At 69.4% G+C, this 18,798-nt stretch carries 15 protein-coding genes and 2 tRNA genes; 8 read left to right on the top strand and 9 right to left on the bottom strand.

Features of this window, described 5'->3' with window-relative positions; all coding sequences use genetic code 11:
- Positions 1 to 11 precede the first annotated feature (11 nt).
- Positions 12 to 695, bottom strand: coding sequence for a membrane protein YczE (yczE, locus tag ABF401_RS18370; RefSeq protein ID WP_353511031.1), 684 nt, complete (start codon positions 693 to 695; stop codon positions 12 to 14).
- Between the two features lie 61 nt (positions 696 to 756).
- On the opposite strand from yczE, the gene yczR reads away from it, so the two are divergent.
- The 5 genes from yczR to ABF401_RS18395 all read left to right on the top strand — a co-directional run bounded on the left by yczR (position 757) and on the right by ABF401_RS18395 (position 7,202).
- A complete protein-coding gene (yczR, locus tag ABF401_RS18375; protein WP_353511032.1) occupies positions 757 to 2,190 on the top strand; it encodes a MocR-like transcription factor YczR in 1,434 nt (477 codons plus the stop codon).
- A gap of 122 nt (positions 2,191 to 2,312) precedes the next feature.
- Complete coding sequence (locus ABF401_RS18380; RefSeq protein WP_353511033.1) at positions 2,313 to 4,025, top strand: NAD(P)/FAD-dependent oxidoreductase; 1,713 nt, start codon at positions 2,313 to 2,315, stop codon at positions 4,023 to 4,025.
- Positions 4,026 to 4,027: 2 nt separating this feature from the next.
- The gene (locus ABF401_RS18385) at positions 4,028 to 5,422 is read left to right on the top strand and encodes an adenylate/guanylate cyclase domain-containing protein (RefSeq protein ID WP_353511034.1); all 1,395 of its coding nucleotides are present in this window, start codon (positions 4,028 to 4,030) and stop codon (positions 5,420 to 5,422) included.
- Positions 5,423 to 5,449: 27 nt separating this feature from the next.
- Positions 5,450 to 6,094 (top strand): GNAT family N-acetyltransferase, encoded by a 645-nt coding sequence (locus tag ABF401_RS18390; RefSeq protein ID WP_353511035.1) that lies wholly within the window; start codon positions 5,450 to 5,452, stop codon positions 6,092 to 6,094.
- Between the two features lie 4 nt (positions 6,095 to 6,098).
- Entirely contained in the window at positions 6,099 to 7,202 is a 1,104-nt protein-coding gene (locus tag ABF401_RS18395; RefSeq protein WP_353511036.1) for an FAD-dependent oxidoreductase, read from the top strand.
- Positions 7,203 to 7,506: 304 nt separating this feature from the next.
- Here ABF401_RS18395 and ABF401_RS18400 read toward each other — a convergent pair whose 3' ends face one another.
- From ABF401_RS18400 to ABF401_RS18425, 6 genes are all read right to left on the bottom strand, one after another.
- Complete coding sequence (locus ABF401_RS18400; RefSeq protein ID WP_353511037.1) at positions 7,507 to 8,103, bottom strand: GNAT family N-acetyltransferase; 597 nt, start codon at positions 8,101 to 8,103, stop codon at positions 7,507 to 7,509.
- Entirely contained in the window at positions 8,100 to 8,582 is a 483-nt protein-coding gene (locus ABF401_RS18405; protein ID WP_353511038.1) for a nitroreductase/quinone reductase family protein, read from the bottom strand. Before ABF401_RS18405 ends, ABF401_RS18400 begins: the two co-directional genes overlap by 4 nt.
- Before the next feature lie 25 nt (positions 8,583 to 8,607).
- A complete protein-coding gene (gene ettA / locus ABF401_RS18410) occupies positions 8,608 to 10,290 on the bottom strand; it encodes an energy-dependent translational throttle protein EttA (RefSeq protein WP_353511039.1) in 1,683 nt (560 codons plus the stop codon).
- A 95-nt stretch (positions 10,291 to 10,385) separates the two neighbouring features.
- Positions 10,386 to 10,970 (bottom strand): single-stranded DNA-binding protein, encoded by a 585-nt coding sequence (locus tag ABF401_RS18415; RefSeq protein WP_353511040.1) that lies wholly within the window; start codon positions 10,968 to 10,970, stop codon positions 10,386 to 10,388.
- A 167-nt stretch (positions 10,971 to 11,137) separates the two neighbouring features.
- Positions 11,138 to 12,853 (bottom strand): dynamin family protein, encoded by a 1,716-nt coding sequence (locus ABF401_RS18420; protein WP_353511041.1) that lies wholly within the window; start codon positions 12,851 to 12,853, stop codon positions 11,138 to 11,140.
- Entirely contained in the window at positions 12,850 to 14,565 is a 1,716-nt protein-coding gene (locus tag ABF401_RS18425) for a dynamin family protein (protein WP_353511042.1), read from the bottom strand. Before ABF401_RS18425 ends, ABF401_RS18420 begins: the two co-directional genes overlap by 4 nt.
- Before the next feature lie 164 nt (positions 14,566 to 14,729).
- Between ABF401_RS18425 and ABF401_RS18430 the strand changes: the two genes are divergently transcribed.
- Positions 14,730 to 14,805: transfer RNA gene (locus ABF401_RS18430), tRNA-Arg, on the top strand.
- 150 nt (positions 14,806 to 14,955) lie between these two features.
- Here ABF401_RS18430 and ABF401_RS18435 read toward each other — a convergent pair.
- Complete coding sequence (locus ABF401_RS18435; RefSeq protein ID WP_353511043.1) at positions 14,956 to 16,134, bottom strand: PrsW family intramembrane metalloprotease; 1,179 nt, start codon at positions 16,132 to 16,134, stop codon at positions 14,956 to 14,958.
- A gap of 50 nt (positions 16,135 to 16,184) precedes the next feature.
- Between ABF401_RS18435 and orn the strand changes: the two genes are divergently transcribed.
- Positions 16,185 to 16,820: an oligoribonuclease gene (orn, locus tag ABF401_RS18440; RefSeq protein WP_502908285.1), complete on the top strand. Its 636-nt coding sequence runs from the start codon at positions 16,185 to 16,187 to the stop codon at positions 16,818 to 16,820.
- Positions 16,821 to 16,901: 81 nt separating this feature from the next.
- Positions 16,902 to 16,977 (top strand) — tRNA-His (locus tag ABF401_RS18445).
- Here ABF401_RS18445 and ABF401_RS18450 read toward each other — a convergent pair.
- On the bottom strand, positions 16,970 to 18,649 hold the full coding sequence (locus tag ABF401_RS18450; RefSeq protein ID WP_353511045.1) for a recombinase family protein: 1,680 nt from the start codon (positions 18,647 to 18,649) through the stop codon (positions 16,970 to 16,972). The two genes, ABF401_RS18445 and ABF401_RS18450, sit on opposite strands and share 8 nt — an antisense overlap.
- Positions 18,650 to 18,798: the final 149 nt, after the last annotated feature.

The following is an 18,798-nucleotide window of genomic DNA, read 5'->3' on the forward strand; positions in this document are numbered from 1 at the left end:
CGGTCGTCGTCTCATACAGGGTTGACGGCACGAGAAGGCGCCCGGCGTTGCGCCGGGGCCTCGAGGGACACGGTCACGCGGGGCAGGAAGAACTGGACGAGAGGGCCGATCGTCATCGCGTAGAGCACCGTGCCGAGGCCGACCGGGCCGCCGAGCAGCCAGCCGACCGCGAGGACCGTCAGCTCCAGTCCGGTGCGGACGAGGCGGATGCTGAGCCCGGTTCGAAGGGCGAGCCCGGTCATGAGCCCGTCCCGTGGGCCCGGTCCGAGCTGGCTGCCGATGTAGAGCCCGCCGGCGAGGCCGTTGAGCACGAGACCGGCGACCAACAGCGCCAGCTGTGCCGGGAGCCCCGACGGCGAGTCCATCACGGCCAGCGCGGCGTCCACGGCGAGGCCGATGACGACGACGTTGGCGATGGTGCCGAGCCCCGGCCACTGTCGGAGCGGGATCCAGAGCAGGAGGACGAGCGAGCCGACGATGATGGTCACCTGGCCGAAGGTGATCGGGACGCGACCCGTCAGGCCGGCGTGGAAGACGTCCCAGGGGTTCAGGCCCAGGGTGGCGCGCAGCATCATCGCCATGGAGACGCCATAGAGGATGAGGCCCACGAGCAGCTGGACGAGGCGACGCGGCAGCTTGCCGGCACGCAACTGGTCACGGGGCGAGAGGTTGAGCAGGGGGACAGAGCGGCGCATGTGCCCATCCTGCTCGGCAAGTGGACCGCTTTTCCATGGCCAGTTCTGGGATACTGGACCGGTGCGCACCATCTCCGCCCGCAATGTCGGGCAGCTGCTCGGGCCGGCGCCCCTGGCGCGACCTGCCTATCGCAGCCTGGCCACGGGGATCCGGAGACTGGTCTCCGACGGGCGGATCCTCGTCGACACGCGGCTGCCCAGCGAGCGGGCGCTGATGTCAGAGCTCGGGCTCAGCCGGACGACGGTCGGGGCCGCCCTCGACCTGCTCCGCGAGGACGGCTTCGTCGTGACGCGGCGGGGGTCCGGCAGCGTGACCGCGATCCCCGAGGACCGGTCCGGGCTCGCCCTGTCGGGGGCCGGTCTCGTGCCCAGCGACCTTCCCGACGACGTCATCGACCTCACCTACGCGGTGCTGCCCGCGGCTCCTGGCCTCACCGGCGCGTACGAGCGCGCTCTCGAGCACCTGCCCCGGCATCTCGCCACGCCGGGCTACCACCCTCGAGGCCTGCCGGAGCTGCGCCGGGCCCTGGCGGCCTGGTACGACGCTCGTGGCCTGCCGACCGACCCGGGTGACGTCATCGTCACGTCCGGTGCCCACGCGGCGCTGTCGGCGGTGCTCAGGGCGGCCCTCGATCCGGGTGACAGGGTGCTGCTCGAGACTCCGACCTACCCCAACGCCATCGTGGGGGTGCGGCGCTCGGGACTGCGGCCGGTGGCCTTGCCCATCGACCCGCTGGGCTGGGACCCGGAGCACCTCGAGCTCACCCTGAGGCAGGCAGGCGCCCGCGTGGCCTACCTCGTGCCCGACTTCCAGAACCCGACCGGACGACTCATGACCGCCGACGAGCGGGCCACCGTCGCCGAGGTCCTGCGTCGGACCAGGACCGTCCCCGTCATCGACGAGACCTTCGTCGAGCTCGGCCTGGACGCCCGACCACCGGCGCCCTTCGCCGCGAGCTCCCGCGGAGCACTCACCCTCGGCAGTTCCGGGAAGGCCTGGTGGGGCGGGCTCCGAGTCGGGTGGGTCCGCGCGCCCCACGCGCTCGCCTCGCCGATCCTCGAGGCCCGACACAGCCTCGACCTCGGAACGGCAGTGCTCGAGCAGCTCGTGCTCGTCGAGCTGCTGGAGGCCGGCGAGCCCCTTCTCGACGAACGGCGGGCCGAGGCGCGCAGGCGGCGCGACGCGATGGTTGCGTCCCTCCGCAAGCACGTTCCGGACTGGCGCTTCACCGTGCCGCCCGGCGGGCTCAACCTGTGGTGCGAGCTGCCGGTCGACCGCGGCGAGGCGCTGTCGCACGTTGCGGAGTCGGCGGGCGTCCGGCTGGCGCGGGGCACCCAGTTCGGCACGGACGGCGGGATGGACCGATTCGTGCGGATTCCGTTCAGCGTGCCCGCCGACGAGACCGACGAAGTGGCCCGACGCCTCGCCGTGGCGTGGAGACGAGCGCTCGACAGCCGGTCGTCTCAGGTGCCGAGCACCCCCCTCATCGCCTGACCGCCGAACTCCCCGAAACCGCGGGCTCGGACCGGCGTGCGAGCGTACCGTCGTCACTGAGGGGTGGTGACGCCACACCACCTCCAGCGCCTCCTACGCGCCCCGCACCGACAGGAGTCGACATGACCCGACCCCTCCTCCTCGCCGTCGATCCGGATCCCGAGAGCCTGTCACGGATCGAGCACGAGCTGTCTCGGCGGTTCGGGATCGACTTCCGCGTCCGCGGTGAGTCGGACGGCCATGCGGCCCTGGCGACCCTCGAGAAGGCCGCCGAGCGGGGCGATCCCGTTGCTCTCGTGCTCGCCGACCCGTGGCTGGAGGACGTGCCGGGCACGGAGCTGCTCGGGAGGGTCCGCTCGCTGCACCCCGACGCGGGCCGCGCCCTGCTCGTGCCCTGGGGCGCCTGGGCGGACCGTCGCACCGCCGATGCGATCCTCAAGGCCATGGCGCACGGCGAGATCAACTACTACGTCCTCAAGCCGTGGACCTCCCCCGACGAGCTGTTCCACCGGACGGTGGCGGAGTTCGTCCAGGGCTGGTCACGCACTGTCGTCGACGGCAGACGCGAGGTCGTCGTGGTCGGAGCTGCCCGAAGCAGCCGGGGACATGAGGTGCGCAGCCTGCTGAGCCGCAACGGGATCCCGCACGCCTACCTCGACCGCGGGACACCCGAGGCCAGACAGGTCCTCGACACCATCACCGCTCCGGACCCCGACGAGTCCTCCGGGCCCCTGGTCGTGTGGTTCGCCTCGTTGGGCGGCAAGGTGCTTGTCGACCCGACCGACCAGGAGATCCTGACCGCGTGGGGCATCCGGACCGACCTCGAGCCCGAGGACCGCGATGTCGACGTCGTCGTCGTCGGCGCCGGGCCCGCGGGTCTGGCGGCGGCGGTGTACGGCTCCTCCGAGGGACTGAAGGTGCTCTGCCTCGAGGAGCACTCCCTTGGCGGACAGGCCGGAACGAGCTCGCTCATCCGCAACTACCTCGGCTTCTCCAGGGGCCTCAGCGGCGCCGAGCTCGCACAGCGGGGGTTCCAGCAGGCCTGGGTCTTCGGGGCCAGGTTCGTGCTCACCCGACGGGTGACCGGCCTCGTCGCGAACGACCCAGTGGGCAGTGGTTTCCGGGTGGACATCGGGGATGCCGGCAGCGTGCAGGCCAAGTCGGTCATCCTCGCGAGCGGCGTTGCCTACCGCCGGCTGGGCGTGCCCTCGCTCGAGGCCCTGACGGGCTCAGGCGTGTACTACGGCGCCAACGTGTCCGAGGCGCACGGGTTGACCGGCGCTCACGCCGTCATTGTCGGTGGTGGGAACTCCGCGGGTCAGGCTGCGCTGCACCTGCACCGATACGCAGCGGACGTCACCATCGTCGTGCGGACGCCGGACCTCTCCGCGAGCATGTCGCAGTACCTCATCGACGAGATCGAGGCGAGTCCTGACATCACCGTGGTCCCCAACGCCGAAGTCGTGGGCGGCGGCGGCGAGGGCTGGCTCAGTCACGTGGTGGTGTCCGACCGTACCTCCGGTGAGCAGCGCGATCTCCCCGCGGACGGGCTCTTCGTCATGATCGGCGCCGCACCACACACGGACTGGCTACCCGAGGCGGTCCTCCGTGACAAGTGGGGTTTCGTCGTCACCGGCGCCGGTGTCGACGACGCCGGTTGGACCCTGCCCCGGCCGCCGCTGCCACACGAGTCCAGCGTGCCGGGCCTGTTCGCCGTCGGCGACGTCCGGAGCGACTCCGTGAAGCGGGTTGCCTCAGCCGTGGGTGAGGGTTCTGTCGTCGTGTCGGAGGTGCACCGCTACCTCGCCCTCTCCCCTGCGCCGGCCGGGAGGTGAGGTTGGCCGAGACGATCCGGACTGCAGGCCCGGCTGCTCCACGCGCACGGACCGGGCGCTTCGTCGGCGTGCTGCTGCTGGCGATCCCGCTCGCGGGCCTCATCCTGCTGCGCAGCCGACCGGCGCTGGACTCCAAGATCGAGCACGACCCGGCCCATTTCTGGATCGTCCTCGCCGCGGCCGTGCTCAGCGCCATCACCGCCTATGGCACCGGGTCGGCAGCAGCACGCCGCGGTGACGTCCGGGTCATGTACCTGTCCCTCACCTTCCTGTCGGCCTCCGGCTTTCTCGCCCTGCACGCCTTGGCAACTCCACACGTGCTGCTGCCCGCCGCCAGCGCCGGCTTCAACATCTCGACACCGGTCGGGATCATCATCGGCTCGGCCTTCGCGGTCGCCTCGGTCGTCGAGGTGCCGCCGGAGCGGAACGCCCAAGCGCTGCGCACCGCCCGCATCCTGCGGCTCGGCCTCCTCCTGCTCATGGTGGTCTGGGCCGCACTCTCACTGTGGCGGCTGCCACCCTTCGACGAGGGCATCGGTCCCGAGCGGGCCAGCGGTGCCTTGCTCGTTGCCGCGATCGTGGGCACCGGGCTCTACCTCGGCGCAGCCGTGTTCTACTTCCGGCTGTGGAGCCGGCGCGGTGGCCTGCTTCCCGCCGCCATGACCGCCGCCCTCGTCCTCCTCGCCGAGGCACTGGTCGCGGTCACGGTGGCGCCGAACTGGTTCCTCAGCTGGTGGGAGTGGCACCTGCTCCTGCTCGCGGCCTTCGTCCTGGTTGCGTGGGGCGCGCAGCAGTCCTGGCACGAGGAGCGCTTCGCCGGGCTGTACGAGGAGGCAACCGTCGCAGGTCGTCGCGTGATGAGCATCCTGTTTGCCGACCTCAAGGGCTTCACCAGCTATTCGGAGAGCCACACTCCTGCCGAGGTGACCCAGATGCTCAACGAGTACTTCAACGTGGCGATCCCGGCCGTGGCCAAGAGGCACGGCGGTCAGGTCGACCGGATCATCGGTGACGCCCTGATGGTCACCTTCAACCGGATCGGCGACCAGGACGACCACGCGCGGCGGGCGGCCCTCGCCGGTCTGGAGCTCCAGGCGGAGACCGGGCGGATCGCGGCCCAGCACCCTGGATGGCCCCGGTTCCGCGTCGGCATCAACACCGGCGAGGTGCTCGTCAGCGTGCTCGGCGGCGAGGGCGGCCGGACCCACACCGTCATCGGCGACGCCGTCAACGTCGCGTCCCGCATCGAGGGCCAGGCACCCGTCGGCGGGGTGGCCGTCACGGCAGACACCTTGGCATTGCTGCCCGACGCGGTCACCGAGCCCCTCGGTCCGCTCGAGCTCAAGGGCAAGGACGAACCCGTCGAGGCGCACGTCCTCCTCGCCCTCTCGCGCTGACTCCGCGTGGCTCGGCAGACTGGGGCCATGAGCCTCATGTCGATCCTCCCGGTGACTCCTGAGCGCTTCGAGGACGTGGTCGAGCTCTTCGGCACCCGCGGGGACCCGTCGTGGTGTTGGTGCCAGTACTTCGTCACGTCGGGCAGCTCGTATGAGCGGTCGGCGACGCACAACAAACGCCGCCTCCGCGACCAGGTGCAGTCGGCAACGCGTCCCGTCGGACTGATCGCGTATGCCGCTGAGCCGGGTTCCGGACGACCCGCTGGTCCCAGCGGGGCTGGGTCCACGACCCCTGTTGGCTGGGTCCGTGTCGGACCCCGACCTTCGTTCGTCCGGGTCACCGGGAATCGCGCACTGCGCGCCGTGGCCGAGGCGCAGAACGATGACCTCGGTGATGAGTCGGTCTGGGCGGTGACGTGTTTCGTCGTGAAGGTCGGATGGCGCCGCCGCGGGATCGCCGCTGGCCTGCTCGGCGCTGCGGTCGAGCTGGCCCGCGAGTCAGGAGCATCCGCCGTCGTGGGCCACCCCGTCGACGTCGCGGCCAGGTCGACGCGGGTGGGTGGGAGCGAGCTCTACCACGGAGCGGCCTCGACCTTTGCAGCCGCCGGTTTCGAGGTTGTCGGCAGCACCGGCGCGACCCGGCCGGTCATGCGCCTCGACCTGACACACTGAGCTCGTGTCCACCCCGGCGGCCGTCGACGTGCTCGTCATCGGAGCGGGCCAGGCCGGGCTCTCCGCCGCCTACCACCTCCGCCGGCGCGGCTTCGCACCGAGCGGCACCCGGGACCGGGAGCAGTACGTCGTCCTCGACGACGAGGTTGGCCCCGGAGGGGCGTGGCGGCATCGGTGGCAGTCTCTGCGGATGGCGACCGTGAACGACATCAGCGACCTGCCTGGCGTCCCGCAGCCGGACGTCGACCCCTGCGAGCCGAGCTCCGAGTTCCTGACGCGCTACTTCGGCGACTACGAACGGGAGCTCGGCCTGCACGTCCTGCGGCCCGTCCGGGTCTCGGCAGTCCGTCGGGAGGACGACGACCCGCACGGGCGACTCCTCGTCGAGTCGAGCCGGGGCGTCTGGTCCGCCCGCGGGCTGGTCAACGCAACCGGCACGTGGACCAAGCCGTTCTGGCCGATCTACCCGGGGCAGGCCAGCTTCCGGGGGCGACAGCTGCACGTCGCCGACTACGTGTCGGCTGAGGAGTTCGGGGGCATGCATGTCATCGTCGTCGGCGGAGGGATCTCTGCGGTGCAGCTGCTCGACGAGATCTCCCAGGTGACGACCACGTCGTGGTTCACGCGCCGCGAACCGGTCTGGCGCGAGGACGAGTTCACGCCACAGGCTGGCCACGACGCGGTCGCGCTCGTCGAGGAGCGGGTGCGACGGGGCCTGCCACCGCAGAGCGTCGTCTCGGTCACCGGCCTCATCTGGACTCCCGCGCTGCGCGCGGCCGCCGAGCGGGGGGTCCTCGAGCGACAGCAGATGTTCGTCGCCATCGAGCCCGATGGGGTGCGCCAGGCCGACGGCAGGTTGGTGCGAGCCGACGTCATACTCTGGGCCACCGGCTTCCGAGCCGCCTTGGACCACCTCGCGCCACTCAAGCTGCGCGCCCGCGGCGGTGGCATCGTCATGGACGGCACCCAGGTCGCCGCCGAGCCCCGAGTGCACCTCATCGGCTACGGCCCCTCTTCCTCGACGATCGGCGCGAACCGAGCCGGACGGGCCGCCGTCGCCTCCCTGGTGAAGTGGCTCCACGCCGACGACGCGGCCCACACCCCCTGATCGAGTGGACAGGAAATGCGCGAACGCGGACTGCACACTCGACGAGGACCCAGCCCGCCCGACCCTTCTGATCGAGTGTGCAGAACACGCCGCGCGCGGACTGCACACTCGGGATAGCCGGCCCGCCCAACCCTCCTGATCGAGTGTGCAGAACACGCCGGGCGCGAACTGCACACTCGACGAGGACCCAGCCCGGCGCGGACTGCACACTCGACGAGGGCCCAGCCCGGCGCGGACTGCACACTCGACGAGGAGTCGGCCCAGCGGCATACGGACAGGTTGCTGAGACCGTGGGTGGGACGGGTCAGATGCCGGTCCCTGAGCGCCACTCGTCCGAGAGGATGGCGTAGGTGTAGCCGTCCACCCAGCCCAGCTCGCCGTGCCACGCGTCCTTGACGCTGTGCTCCTCCCGTCGCATCCCGAGCTTCTCCATGACCTTCCACGAAGCCACGTTGTCGGCGAAGCACCCCGCCGTGACGCGGTGCAACCGCAGCTCGTGGAAGGCGAGGTCGAGCAGGGCGGTAGCGATGTCGGTGGCGTAGCCCCGGCCGGCGTGGGCCGGGTTGACCATGTAGCCGAGGTCACCCTGGGCCGAGCGCCACGGGCCGTCGGCGAGGTGGGACTGGGTCATCGCATCGAGGACCCTGAGCGAGCCCGTTCCGACGACGAGGTCTCCGGACGGGTCGGCCAGGACGGCCACCACGGAGTGGTCGCTGGGGTCCTCGACGGCGGCGAGCCAGATCGCACGGAAGGTGTCCGGCTCGATCTCCGTGCGCAGCAGCCACCGAGCGACCTCGGGCCGGTTCCGCCAGGTGAGGACCTGGTCGAGATCAGCTCGGGTCGGCGGTCGCAGGGTCAGGCGACCGGCCCGTCGGGGCCACGGGATCTTCGGCGTGGTCACGGCAGCGCCTGCCCGCCGGTGGCTGCCCGGCTGATTCGGTAGACGGGATACTGGTCCGCAACAGCCTCGAAGTCGGCCAGGGGCGCGTTCCAGCGGACCGCCAGGTGTGGCCGCGCAGACCACGCCGTCAGCAGGTAGCGGCGCAGGATCGGCGCGCGCTGTTCGACCGGGACCGGGACGAGGGTCACGTGCCGCCGGGTGCCCTGCTCCCAGACGGCGCGACCGCCCGACGCCTCGACGTTGCGGACCCAGTTCGTCGAGGGGCCGAGCATCGCGACGAGGTACCGGTGTCCGCCATACCACGCCACCGCGAGCGGCAGTCGCGACACGGTGCCGGTCCGACGGCCGACGACCTCGAGGACCCCGGCGATGGGCACGATCCCGAGTCGCGCGATCCGCATGAAGCGCGCCTGGATTGCCTTGGCCCGGTCGTTGGGGCGACCGCCTCGGTAGAGGTCGCGAAGCTCGTCGGGTCGCACGATGTCGCGCCGCTCGACCGCTCGGTCAGTCGCGGGTCAGCTTGCGGTAGGTGACCCGGTGGGGGCGCGCTGCCTCAGGGCCGAGACGCTCGACCTTGTTCTCCTCATAGGACGCGTAGTTGCCCTCGAACCAGTACCACTTGGCCGGGTTCTCCTCATCGCCTTCGTAGGCGAGGATGTGGGTGGCCACCCGGTCGAGGAACCACCTGTCGTGCGAGATGACGACGGCGCAGCCGGGGAACTCGAGCAGCGCGTTCTCCAGCGAGCCGAGGGTCTCGACGTCCAGGTCGTTGGTCGGCTCGTCGAGCAGGAGCAGGTTGCCGCCCTGCTTGAGCGTGAGGGCCAGGTTGAGGCGGTTGCGCTCGCCTCCCGAGAGCACGCCTGCGGGCTTCTGCTGGTCGGGACCCTTGAACCCGAACTGCGACACGTACGCGCGCGAGGGGATCTCCACGTTGCCGACCTTGATGTGGTCGAGCCCGTCGGAGACGACCTCCCACAGCGTCTTGTTCGGGTCGATGCCCGCCCGCGCCTGGTCGACGTACGCGATCTTGACGGTGTCGCCGATCTTCACCTCACCGGCGTCGGGGTGCTCGAGGCCGACGATGGTCTTGAAGAGGGTCGTCTTGCCGACACCGTTCGGGCCGATGACGCCGACGATGCCGTTGCGCGGCAGGGTGAAGGAGAGGTCGTCGATGAGCAGGCGGTCGCCGAAACCCTTGCGCAGGTTCTTGACCTCGATGACGACCGAGCCGAGGCGGGGGCCCGGCGGGATCTGAATCTCTTCGAAGTCGAGCTTCCTCGTCCGCTCGGCCTCGGCCGCCATCTCCTCGTAACGCGCCAGACGGGCCTTCGACTTGGCCTGGCGTCCCTTGGCGTTGGAGCGCACCCACTCGAGCTCGCTCTTGAGGCGCTTGGCGAGCTTGGCGTCCTTCTTGCCCTGGATCTGGAGGCGCTCCGACTTCTTCTCCAGGTAGGTGGAGTAGTTGCCCTCGTAGGGGTAGAGCCGACCTCGGTCGACCTCGGCGATCCACTGGGCAACGTTGTCGAGGAAGTACCGGTCGTGGGTGACCGCGATGACGGCGCCGGGGTAGTTCTCGAGGTGCTGCTCGAGCCACTGGACCGACTCGGCATCGAGGTGGTTGGTCGGCTCGTCGAGCAGGAGCAGATCGGGCTTCTGGAGGAGGAGCTTGCACAGGGCCACCCGGCGTCGTTCCCCACCGGACAGGTTGGTGACCGGCAGGTCCGGCGGCGGACAGCGCAGCGCGTCCATCGCCTGCTCGAGCTGGTTGTCGAGATCCCAGGCATCAGCGTGGTCGATCTGCTCCTGGAGCTTGCCCATCTCCTCGAGGAGCGAGTCGTAGTCGGCGTCCGGGTTGGCCATCTCGGCACTGATCTCGTTGTACCGGTCAAGCTTCGCCTTGATCTCGCCCGCACCCTCCTCGACGTTGCCGAGGACCGTCTTGTCCTCGTTGAGCGGGGGTTCCTGGAGGAGGATGCCGACCGTCGCGCCCGGGGCGAGACGGGCCTCGCCGTTGGAGGGCTGGTCGAGTCCCGCCATGATCTTCAGGATCGTCGACTTGCCGGCACCGTTCGGGCCGACCATGCCGATCTTCGCGCCCGGGTAGAACGACATCGAGACGTCGTCGAGGATGACCTTCTCGTTGTGCGCCTTGCGCGCCCGGGTCATGGTGTAGATGTACTCGGCCATGCGCAGAAGGCTATCCGCGATCAGCCGGGGCACCGAATCCGCCGGCTGGTGGGACACCCGCCGGCGGCCTCGGGCACGCGCCCTGGCGCCTCCGGTCACGCGGCAGGCGTCTCCTCGACGTGGTAGTCGTCCGTGTCCGGGTCGCCGAACGGCTGCACGGGACCGGAACCCCCGCCCTCCACGGGTCCGTCGAAGGCCTCCCCGTTGACGTCGACGTTCGCCGGCCGGTGGGGGTCGACCGGGACGGAGACGCCGTTGGTCTCGGCCATCGCGTGCCGAACGGCAGGGTCGGCGTTGCGGTCGATCCCGAGGGCGGCCGCCCGGCTCAGCCGTTCGAACGAGGCGCGGCCAAAGACGAGGTCGTGCCCGACGTGCTGCGCCTCGATCTCGGCATCGGTACGAGGCTGCCCGTCGCTCGTGAGGTAGGTCTTGATCGTCAGGTTGCCCTCGACGATGACCGGCTGCCCCTTCTGCAGGGCCGCCGCGGTGTTGGCGGCGAGTGCATTCCAGCTGATGACGCTGAAGAAGTTGGTGTCGAGATCGACGTAGGTGCCGTCGGCAGTGCGTCGGCGGGGCGTGCTCGCGACCCGGAACGTCGTGAAGACGTTGCCATTGCGCGACGTGCGCTCGACGGGCGCGGCCGTGACGTTGCCGTGGACCGTGATGCGGGTCTCGTTCATGGTGCAACCTCCTGTCGGCGCCGACTGGTGTCGGCGGGTGCGGGTGCGGTGTGGGTGCCGCTCCTCCACCACGGTCGTCGCTTCACCGGGCCGCAACCAGCGGCACCATGGCCGCTGTGGACGACGGCGCCGAACAGGAGGGGATGGGGACAGCGCGCAACGCGCAGTCAGGCCGCCGCCCGGTCCAGCTGCTCGCGCGTCTGGCGGTGACGGTCCAGCACCGCGTCGACCGGGACGACGATGCGCTCGTCAGCAACCTTGGCGACCGCTTCGGTGAGCCGTTTCCCGATGACGGCCGTTCGCCGCCTCGCTCCGACCCGCGCCCACCACCTGGAGAGCACGCCGAGGAGCAAACCGAGGAGCACGCCGCCGACGAGCATGATGAGAGGGACGGGCAGGAAGCCCACGGTGGGCGTTTCGGGTGTCGGGATCTGGGCGAACCCCACGACCCACAGTGCCGCGAGCCAGAGCAGCCCCAGAACCGCCGTGACACCCAGGATCCATTGGATCACGTTGACGAGGAGCCACCAGATCGGTCGGCGAGCGCGGAGCGACGTGCCCACGATCGCCTGGTCCAAGGCGTCACCCAATGCTCCCTCCCCCTGGTCGACCGCGTCCTCGACGGCCTGGGCCCACTTCACGGGCAGGCCATCGGACGCCTGGCGAACGAAGCTGCGAGTGGCAAGGTCAACCGCCGACACGGCCGAGGCGCTCGGGGCAGGGATGGACGACCGGCCAAGGACGGCACGCACATCCGAGCCATCAATCTCGACGGCGATCGGCGGACGACCCCCCGTGCGGTCGAGCCGCAGGCGCCGGAGGGGATCAGCCGCGAAGCCACGCGTCCACCTCGCGAAGAGGAAGCCCGTGTGGGCGAAGGCCTCTCGTCGGTAGTCCCGGCCGACGGCATCGAGGACGATCGGCACACCGGCCGCTCGGGCGAGCGATGCATCCAGTGCATCTCGGTCGAGCCGCGCGACAGCGACCTCTTGGTCGGCCACCCCGTGTCGCAGCCGCCGTGCTGCCGCAACGACATCGGCATTGAGACGCTGCCGCGACGCCGCCTGTCCCGCAACCGCATTGGCAAGTCGCTGGAGCAGCTCAGGCACGCCGGTCCCGGTCACGGCCGAGGTGGCGAGGACCGACGCACCGTGTATGCCGTCCGCGCCGAGCAGCTTGCCGAAGTCCTTCTTGAGGACCTGGACCGCATTGACGTCGAGCCGGTCCGTCTGGTTGAGCACTGCCAGGGTCACGGCATCGTGGTGGGCCATGAGCGCGACGAACTCGTCGTGGAGCCGCGCATCGGCATACTTCTGCGGGTCCGTCACCCAGACGAACATGTCGACGAGCTCGAGGATCCGCTCGGCCTCGCGCCGGTGGGACAGCTCACGCGAGTCGAAGTCGGGCAGATCGAGCAGGACGAGGCCGTTGAGCTTGTCAGTTAGCTTGTCAGTGAGCTTGTCGTTGGGCTTGTCGGCTGCCTCCGGCCCGCCCTCTCCGGCGGGACCGACGAGGTGCCTGGCATCGACGCGAAGCCAGTCGAGCAGCTCAGACGCGTCGGACTCTCCCCAGACGGCGGCGGTCGGCTTGGCGGTCGTCGGCCGGCGCGCGCCGATCTCCGCGACCTGCTCGCCCACGAGGGCGTTGAACAGGGAGGACTTGCCGCTGCCCGTCGCGCCCGCCAGGGCGACGACGGTGTGGTCGCCCGCGATCGCGGAGCGCTCCTGGGCCCGGTCGAGCACACGCCGGGCCTGCTCGACCGCAGCGCCGTCCAGCTCCCCGGCAGCCGAGAAGAGCGCGAGGGAAAGGGCCGTGGTGCGGTCCCCCAGCTCGGCGGCGCTGGCGCCCTTGACCATGGCCCTGCCCATCCTGATGGGGCTCACCGAGCCGACCTCACTTGTGCAGCAGCCTTCTTCACGTCTTTCGCCTGACCGGTCCGCACCTCCAGAGTCTCGACCGCGGCCTCGTAGCGGGCCCGTTCCGCGGCGTACAGCTCCTCCACGCGGTCGAGCAGCTTCACGCGAGCCTGCCTGGCCAGCTCGCGCACGGCCTGGTCCCCGAACACCGCCTCCAACAGCTTCTGCCCCACGACCGCTGTGCCACCGGCGATTCCGACCTCGGCTCCGGTGATCCCCGCGGTCGAGGCAAAGGTGACGAGCATGAGGACGACACCGAGGCCGTTGACCCCGTAAGCCATGATTCGCGCGCTCGTCCGTCGATCGCGCCCCTCGCTGCGCACCATCTCGAGGATGTCGCCCTGCCAGTCCCGCACGAGTCGCTGGATCCGGGTGTCGAGGTCGCCACTCGAGCGCAGCAGACCCGCCGCGCCGGTCAGGAGGGGCTCACCGCCGGGCAGGGTCCGCCAGGCCCGAGCGGTCGCCGTCGCGGCAAGCTCGGCCCGGTTGGAGATGAGCGCCTCCACCCCCGTCTGGAGAGCCTCGCCGAGGTGCTCGGCCTTGGCCGGCTCGCCCTTGATGAACGCCGTCACTCGATCGCGGACGCGCGACACGGTCGACTCGACCTGGCGGAAGAACTCGCCCGTCCCGACGAACTCCTGCCACCGCGCGAGGACCTCGCCCCGGAGCAGGGTCCCGTCGTACATCCCCTCCTTGACGTGGGCCACCGCGTCCTCGTAAGCCATTCGAGCGGCGTCGACCAGTTCCTCGGCCGCCTTGACCTGGGCAGCCGAGGCGGCGGAGAGCGCGGTCGCCCGTGCGTCGAGGGATGCCAAGGCCCCCGTGAGGGTATGCCGGACGACCTCGGCCCGGGCCTGGGCGTCTCCCGCGAGAGCATCCAGCCAGCCACGCAGCCGCTGGGTCTGTGGGGCGGGGAGCAGTCCGCCCTCGAGGTCCGACTCCAGGACCGTGAAGATGGGGGCCTGCTCCAGCCGCTGCTCACGCAGCATCGCGGCCAAGTGCACCCTGATCTCGTCGAGGCTGGCAGCCGGGACCCGGTCGAGCACGACGGCCACCGAGGTGCCCCGCTCCGATGCCTGTCGCAGCAGGTCCCACGGCACGGCATCGGCGTAGCGCGCCGCAGTCGTCACGAAGACCCAGAGATCGGCGGCCGCGAGCAGCTGTGCGGCCAGGTCGCGGTTCGCCGAGACGACGCTGTCGATGTCGGGCGCGTCGAGTAGTGCCAGCCCCGGCTGGATGGCGTCGGTCGACACGAGGCGGACCGCCCCGGGTCCGTCCGATGCGGAGTGCTTGCCGGTGATGCGAGCCAGACCGGGGAGGATGCGCTGGTCCGCGAACCACCTTGCGTCGTCGGGATGGTGGACGAGGACGGGCGACCGGGTCGTGGGGCGCAGCACTCCCGGCAGGGAGACCTCACGTCCCACGACCGAGTTGACGAGCGTCGACTTCCCGGCACCGGTCGAGCCGCCGACCACGGCCAGCAAGGGTGCGTCGAGGGACTCAAGTCGCGGGATGACGTAGTCGTCGAGCTGGTCGAGCAGTCGCGAGCGTGCAATGCGGACTTCGTCCACCTGGGGAAGGTCAATGGGTAGCGAGGACGCGTCGACTGCGTCGCGAAGGCCCTTCACCGCCCTGAGCAGCCGGGCGTTGCCATCCCCTGAACCAGACACGCGTGTCATCCTTTCGTGTCCCCTCGGACCAATCAAAACTGTCGTCAGCGCCGTCGTGGAGGGACACGCGGTCGTATGCCGCTGAGCTCGCTCCGCTCGACCGCCTGAGGGAGTGGGTGGCGGAGAAGGGAGACGCGCTCCCGCCTATCATAAGAGCGCCCGGACGCGGGCGAGCCCCTGTAGCTCAGTGGATAGAGCAAGAGCCTTCTAATCTCTTGGTCGCAGGTTCGAGTCCTGCCGGGGGCGCCATTGTCGACACGCCGAATTCCCCTGCTCACAGCCGCTTTTGGGCCCGTGCACTCCAGGCCCCGTTTCCGTTGACTCAGCCACCCCGTCTCGACCCTTGACGCGGAAGGGAGCTCAGCGGCATACGGCGTCGTGGTTGACGCCACCGCTAGCTCAGCTCACGGGCGTGCCGATGAAGTCCCTGCGATGCTCGGTGATTGCCTCGAGCAGCACCTGCTCGCGCTGTGCCGCACCCTGCTCGGCGGTGCCGTGAACGATCCGGGAGCGAAGCAGCGCAAGGTCGCTCGCGCTGTCCTGGAAGGCATCCATGGACCGTTGCGCCGGCACGCCGCCACGTTCCTTGGCCCAGGCCCGGGCAGACCTCCGGGCGCTCAGGTGCGAGAGCATGCTGACCTCGGCGTGGGTCAGCCATCCCGCATCCGCATACGCAGACAGGTACTGCCCGATGAGCCGGCCCTCGCGTCGGCGCAGCCAGAGGAGGAAGCCGACGAAGGCGAGGAAGAGCGGCACCTGGAAGGTGATGTAGGCGCTGAGGAAGCCCTCGATCCCGGCGATGGCCGCGAGGTTCCACGCGCCGTGCAGCAGGACCGCGCAGACCCAGCCACCGAGGATGGCGACCACCTTGATGCCACGATTCCGCGTCGACACCGCGATGCCGATGCCGATGCCGATGAGCGACGTGAAGAGCGAGTGGCCGAACGGCCCCATGAGGCCACGGACGATGAAGGTCGCGGTGAGGCCCTCGTTGCCCATCTCGGTGTAGGCCTGGCCGAGGTAGAGGATGTTCTCGCTGAATGCGAAGCCGGCCCCGATCAGCCCCGCATAGACGATCCCGTCGATGATCCCGTCGAACTCGTGCCGGCGTAACAGGTAGATGAGGAAGATGCCGAGGCCCTTGAGCGTCTCCTCCGTGACCGGCGCGAGGTACACAGCCCCGGTCTCGAACGGATCGCTCCAGTGGGACTCGACGAGCAGCGCCATGCCGAGCGAGTTGAGGAAGAAGGCGCCGACGACGGCGATGAGGGCACCCCACAGGAATGCGGCCACGAGGTAGCGGACCGGTTCAGCCTCGTAGCGGTCGAGCCAGAGATAGGTCGGCACGATGATGAGCAGCGGGATGAGCGCCATGAGCGCGGAAAGGATCGCGACCTGCGCGTCGAGCTGGTTCCCGATGATGCCGAGCAGGATGAGCAGGGCGACAAGGAGCAGGACGGCGGCGACTCCGAAGGTGAGGATGCGGCGGAGCATGGGCCGCCACGTGGGGTTCGGCTTGCGGCTCCACTCCTCGGTCTCCAGCCGGTCAAGCTCTCGGGACGGATCCCCTGAAGTCATGACGGAAGGCTAGTGCAGGAGCGATGGCCCTGCGCCTCTATGGTGGTGCGGTGACGACGACGAACGACGCGGCGAACCAGCGCGCACTCTCCGACCGGATCATCTGGATCGACTGTGAGATGACCGGCCTCTCGCTTCGGACCGATGCCCTTGTCGAGGTTGCGGCGCTCGTCACCGACTTCGAGCTCACGGTGCTCGGCGACGGAATCGACGTCGTCATCAAACCCCCGGCCGAGGCCATCGCGCAGATGGACGAGTTCGTCCGTGACATGCACACCACCTCTGGGCTCCTTGACGAGCTGGACGGAGGCGTCAGTCTGGAAGAGGCCCAGTCGCTGGTGCTCGACTATGTCCGGCAGTTCGTCCCCGAGCCGCGCAAGGCGCCGCTGGGTGGCAACAGCGTCGCGACGGACCGGGGCTTTCTCGCCCGCGACATGCCCGATCTCGAGGCGCACCTGCACTATCGGATCATCGACGTGTCGTCGATCAAGGAACTGTCCCGCCGGTGGTACCCGCGGGTGTACTTCAACGCCCCGAAGAAGGCCGGCGGGCACCGCGCGCTGGCCGACATCAAGGAGTCGATCGCGGAGCTGCGGTACTACCGGGAGGCGGTATTCGTGCCCCAGCCGGGTCCGGACAGCGCGACGGCCAAGGCGCTTGCTGAGGCGCACGTCGTCGAGCCGTGAGACCCCGGCTGAGCGGTTGACGGGTGTCACGAGCACCCCTGTCGACCATGTACGATTGGCGTCGCTGTCAGCAGCGACTTGGTGGGTGTAGCTCAGCTGGTAGAGCACCTGGTTGTGGTCCAGGTGGTCGCGGGTTCAAGTCCCGTCACTCACCCCAAATGGGTCAGGTTTGAACTTTCGACCAAGGGACCGCCCTTGGTCGAGGTTCGAGCCTGGCCCAACTTTCTTGCCTCGGCGGCCCAGGTGAGGGCGTCGGCCTGCAAGCCTTCGATGCTCAGCCCGTCGTACGGTGTCCTGTAGCCGACCCGAACGTCGTTGTCCTCATCGACGTAGATCGCCTTGAACAGCGCCTGGTTGCACAGCCGACGGTTCGCGTCGTCGGCTGTCTTGTAGATGTCGGCCGCGTTCGACAGCAGGGTCAGCGAGTCATCGAGGTTCGTGCGGGCGAAGGCGTACTCGCCGTGGTGGGCGTCGATCCGGTTCTGGATCGTCTCGAGCGATGCCGTGATCCGATCCTGCTCCCGCTTGAGCAGCTCCAACGGGACCGCTCCCGCGTAGTGAGCACGGAGCAGCTTTTCCTGCTCGTCTTCGAGCTGGGTCCGACGCGTGGCGAGGTCCGCGAGCTCCGCGGCACCCTCGGACATCATCTCGTCGAACCGTGCGTGCAGCATCGACGAGAGCGCGAGCTTGGTCTCCGCGCTGATCTGGACGTGATCGTAGAACTGCTCGACGAGCCGCTCGACGTGCTCGATGAGCATCGCTTGGCGGGTGCAGTCGCCCCTGCCGCCGTGCCTGCTGCCGCAGACGAAGTACGGATAGATCGTGCCCTGGCTGCTCTTCGCGTTGCAGACGATCAGTCGGGAGCCGCACTGCCCGCAGAACACCGTTCCTTTCAGGTAGTGCTCGTGTATCTGCGTCGCGTCCGCCGCTGATCGGTGAGTGCCGAGCACGGTCTGGACTTGATCCCACACCTCGTTCGGGACGAGTGCTTCGTGTGCTCCGGCGAAGGTGACGCCTTGATAGCGGACGCAGCCCTTGTAGTACGGGTTCGTGAGCATCCGATGCACCGACGACTTGCCGATTGGCCGAGAAGGACGACGCGGTGAAGGTGCGGTCGTCAGGCCTCGTGCCACCAGCTCATGGTGGAGCTGGCTCGTCGACCAATCCCCGGACGCGAACACCTGGAAGGCCCACCGAACCAACGGTGCCCGTTCCTCGTCCAGTTCGACGGTACGAACCTCGCGACCGAACTCGTCGCGCACTCCGATGTTGCGGTAGCCGATGGGCGCCTTCGACACCGTCCCGCCCTGCGCTGCCTTCTGCGACAGGCCCTTGACGACCTCCGTGGCCAGGTTCCGCGAGTAGAACTCGGCGATCGACGACATGATGCCGTGCAGCAGCATCCCCGAGGGCGTCTCGTCGATGTTTTCGGTCGCCGACACCAGCGTCACCCCGGCGTCCTTGAGTGCCAGGTGGATGGTCACGTCGTCGGCGCGGTTGCGAGCCAGCCGGTCAACCTTGTGGACGATGCAGTAGTTCGTCTTGTACTTCGTGACGTACTGGATCATCCGCATCAGCTCAGGGCGATCGGCCTTGCGAGCGGACTCGCCAGCATCGACGAACTCCTCGACGATGGTCGCGCCGAGTTGGTCGGCCTTGCGCTGGTTCGCTTCCCGCTGGGCTGGGATCGAGAAGCCTTCGGCGCTGCCGCCCTTCTCTGCCTGCTCCTTGGTCGAGACCCGGAGGTAGGAGACGGCGATCGTGCCGACGAAAGGCGTCGGCGCTACGAGGCTGTCTATTGCGGCGCGGTTCGCGTCGGTGGTCGTCATGGCTCTTGTCCACAGTCACTGGTCCTGCCGACGCGGACTGATGTGACGGCGGATGTTGATCGTGAGAAGAGCCCGAAGGCTGTAGGACTAGGCCGAGTCGGCCACGTTTACTTTGCCTCGCCACGAGGACGAAGCGCTAGGACCACAAC

The sequence above is a fragment of the Intrasporangium sp. genome (assembly GCF_040414665.1).
Classification (GTDB): Bacteria; Actinomycetota; Actinomycetes; order Actinomycetales; family Dermatophilaceae; genus Intrasporangium.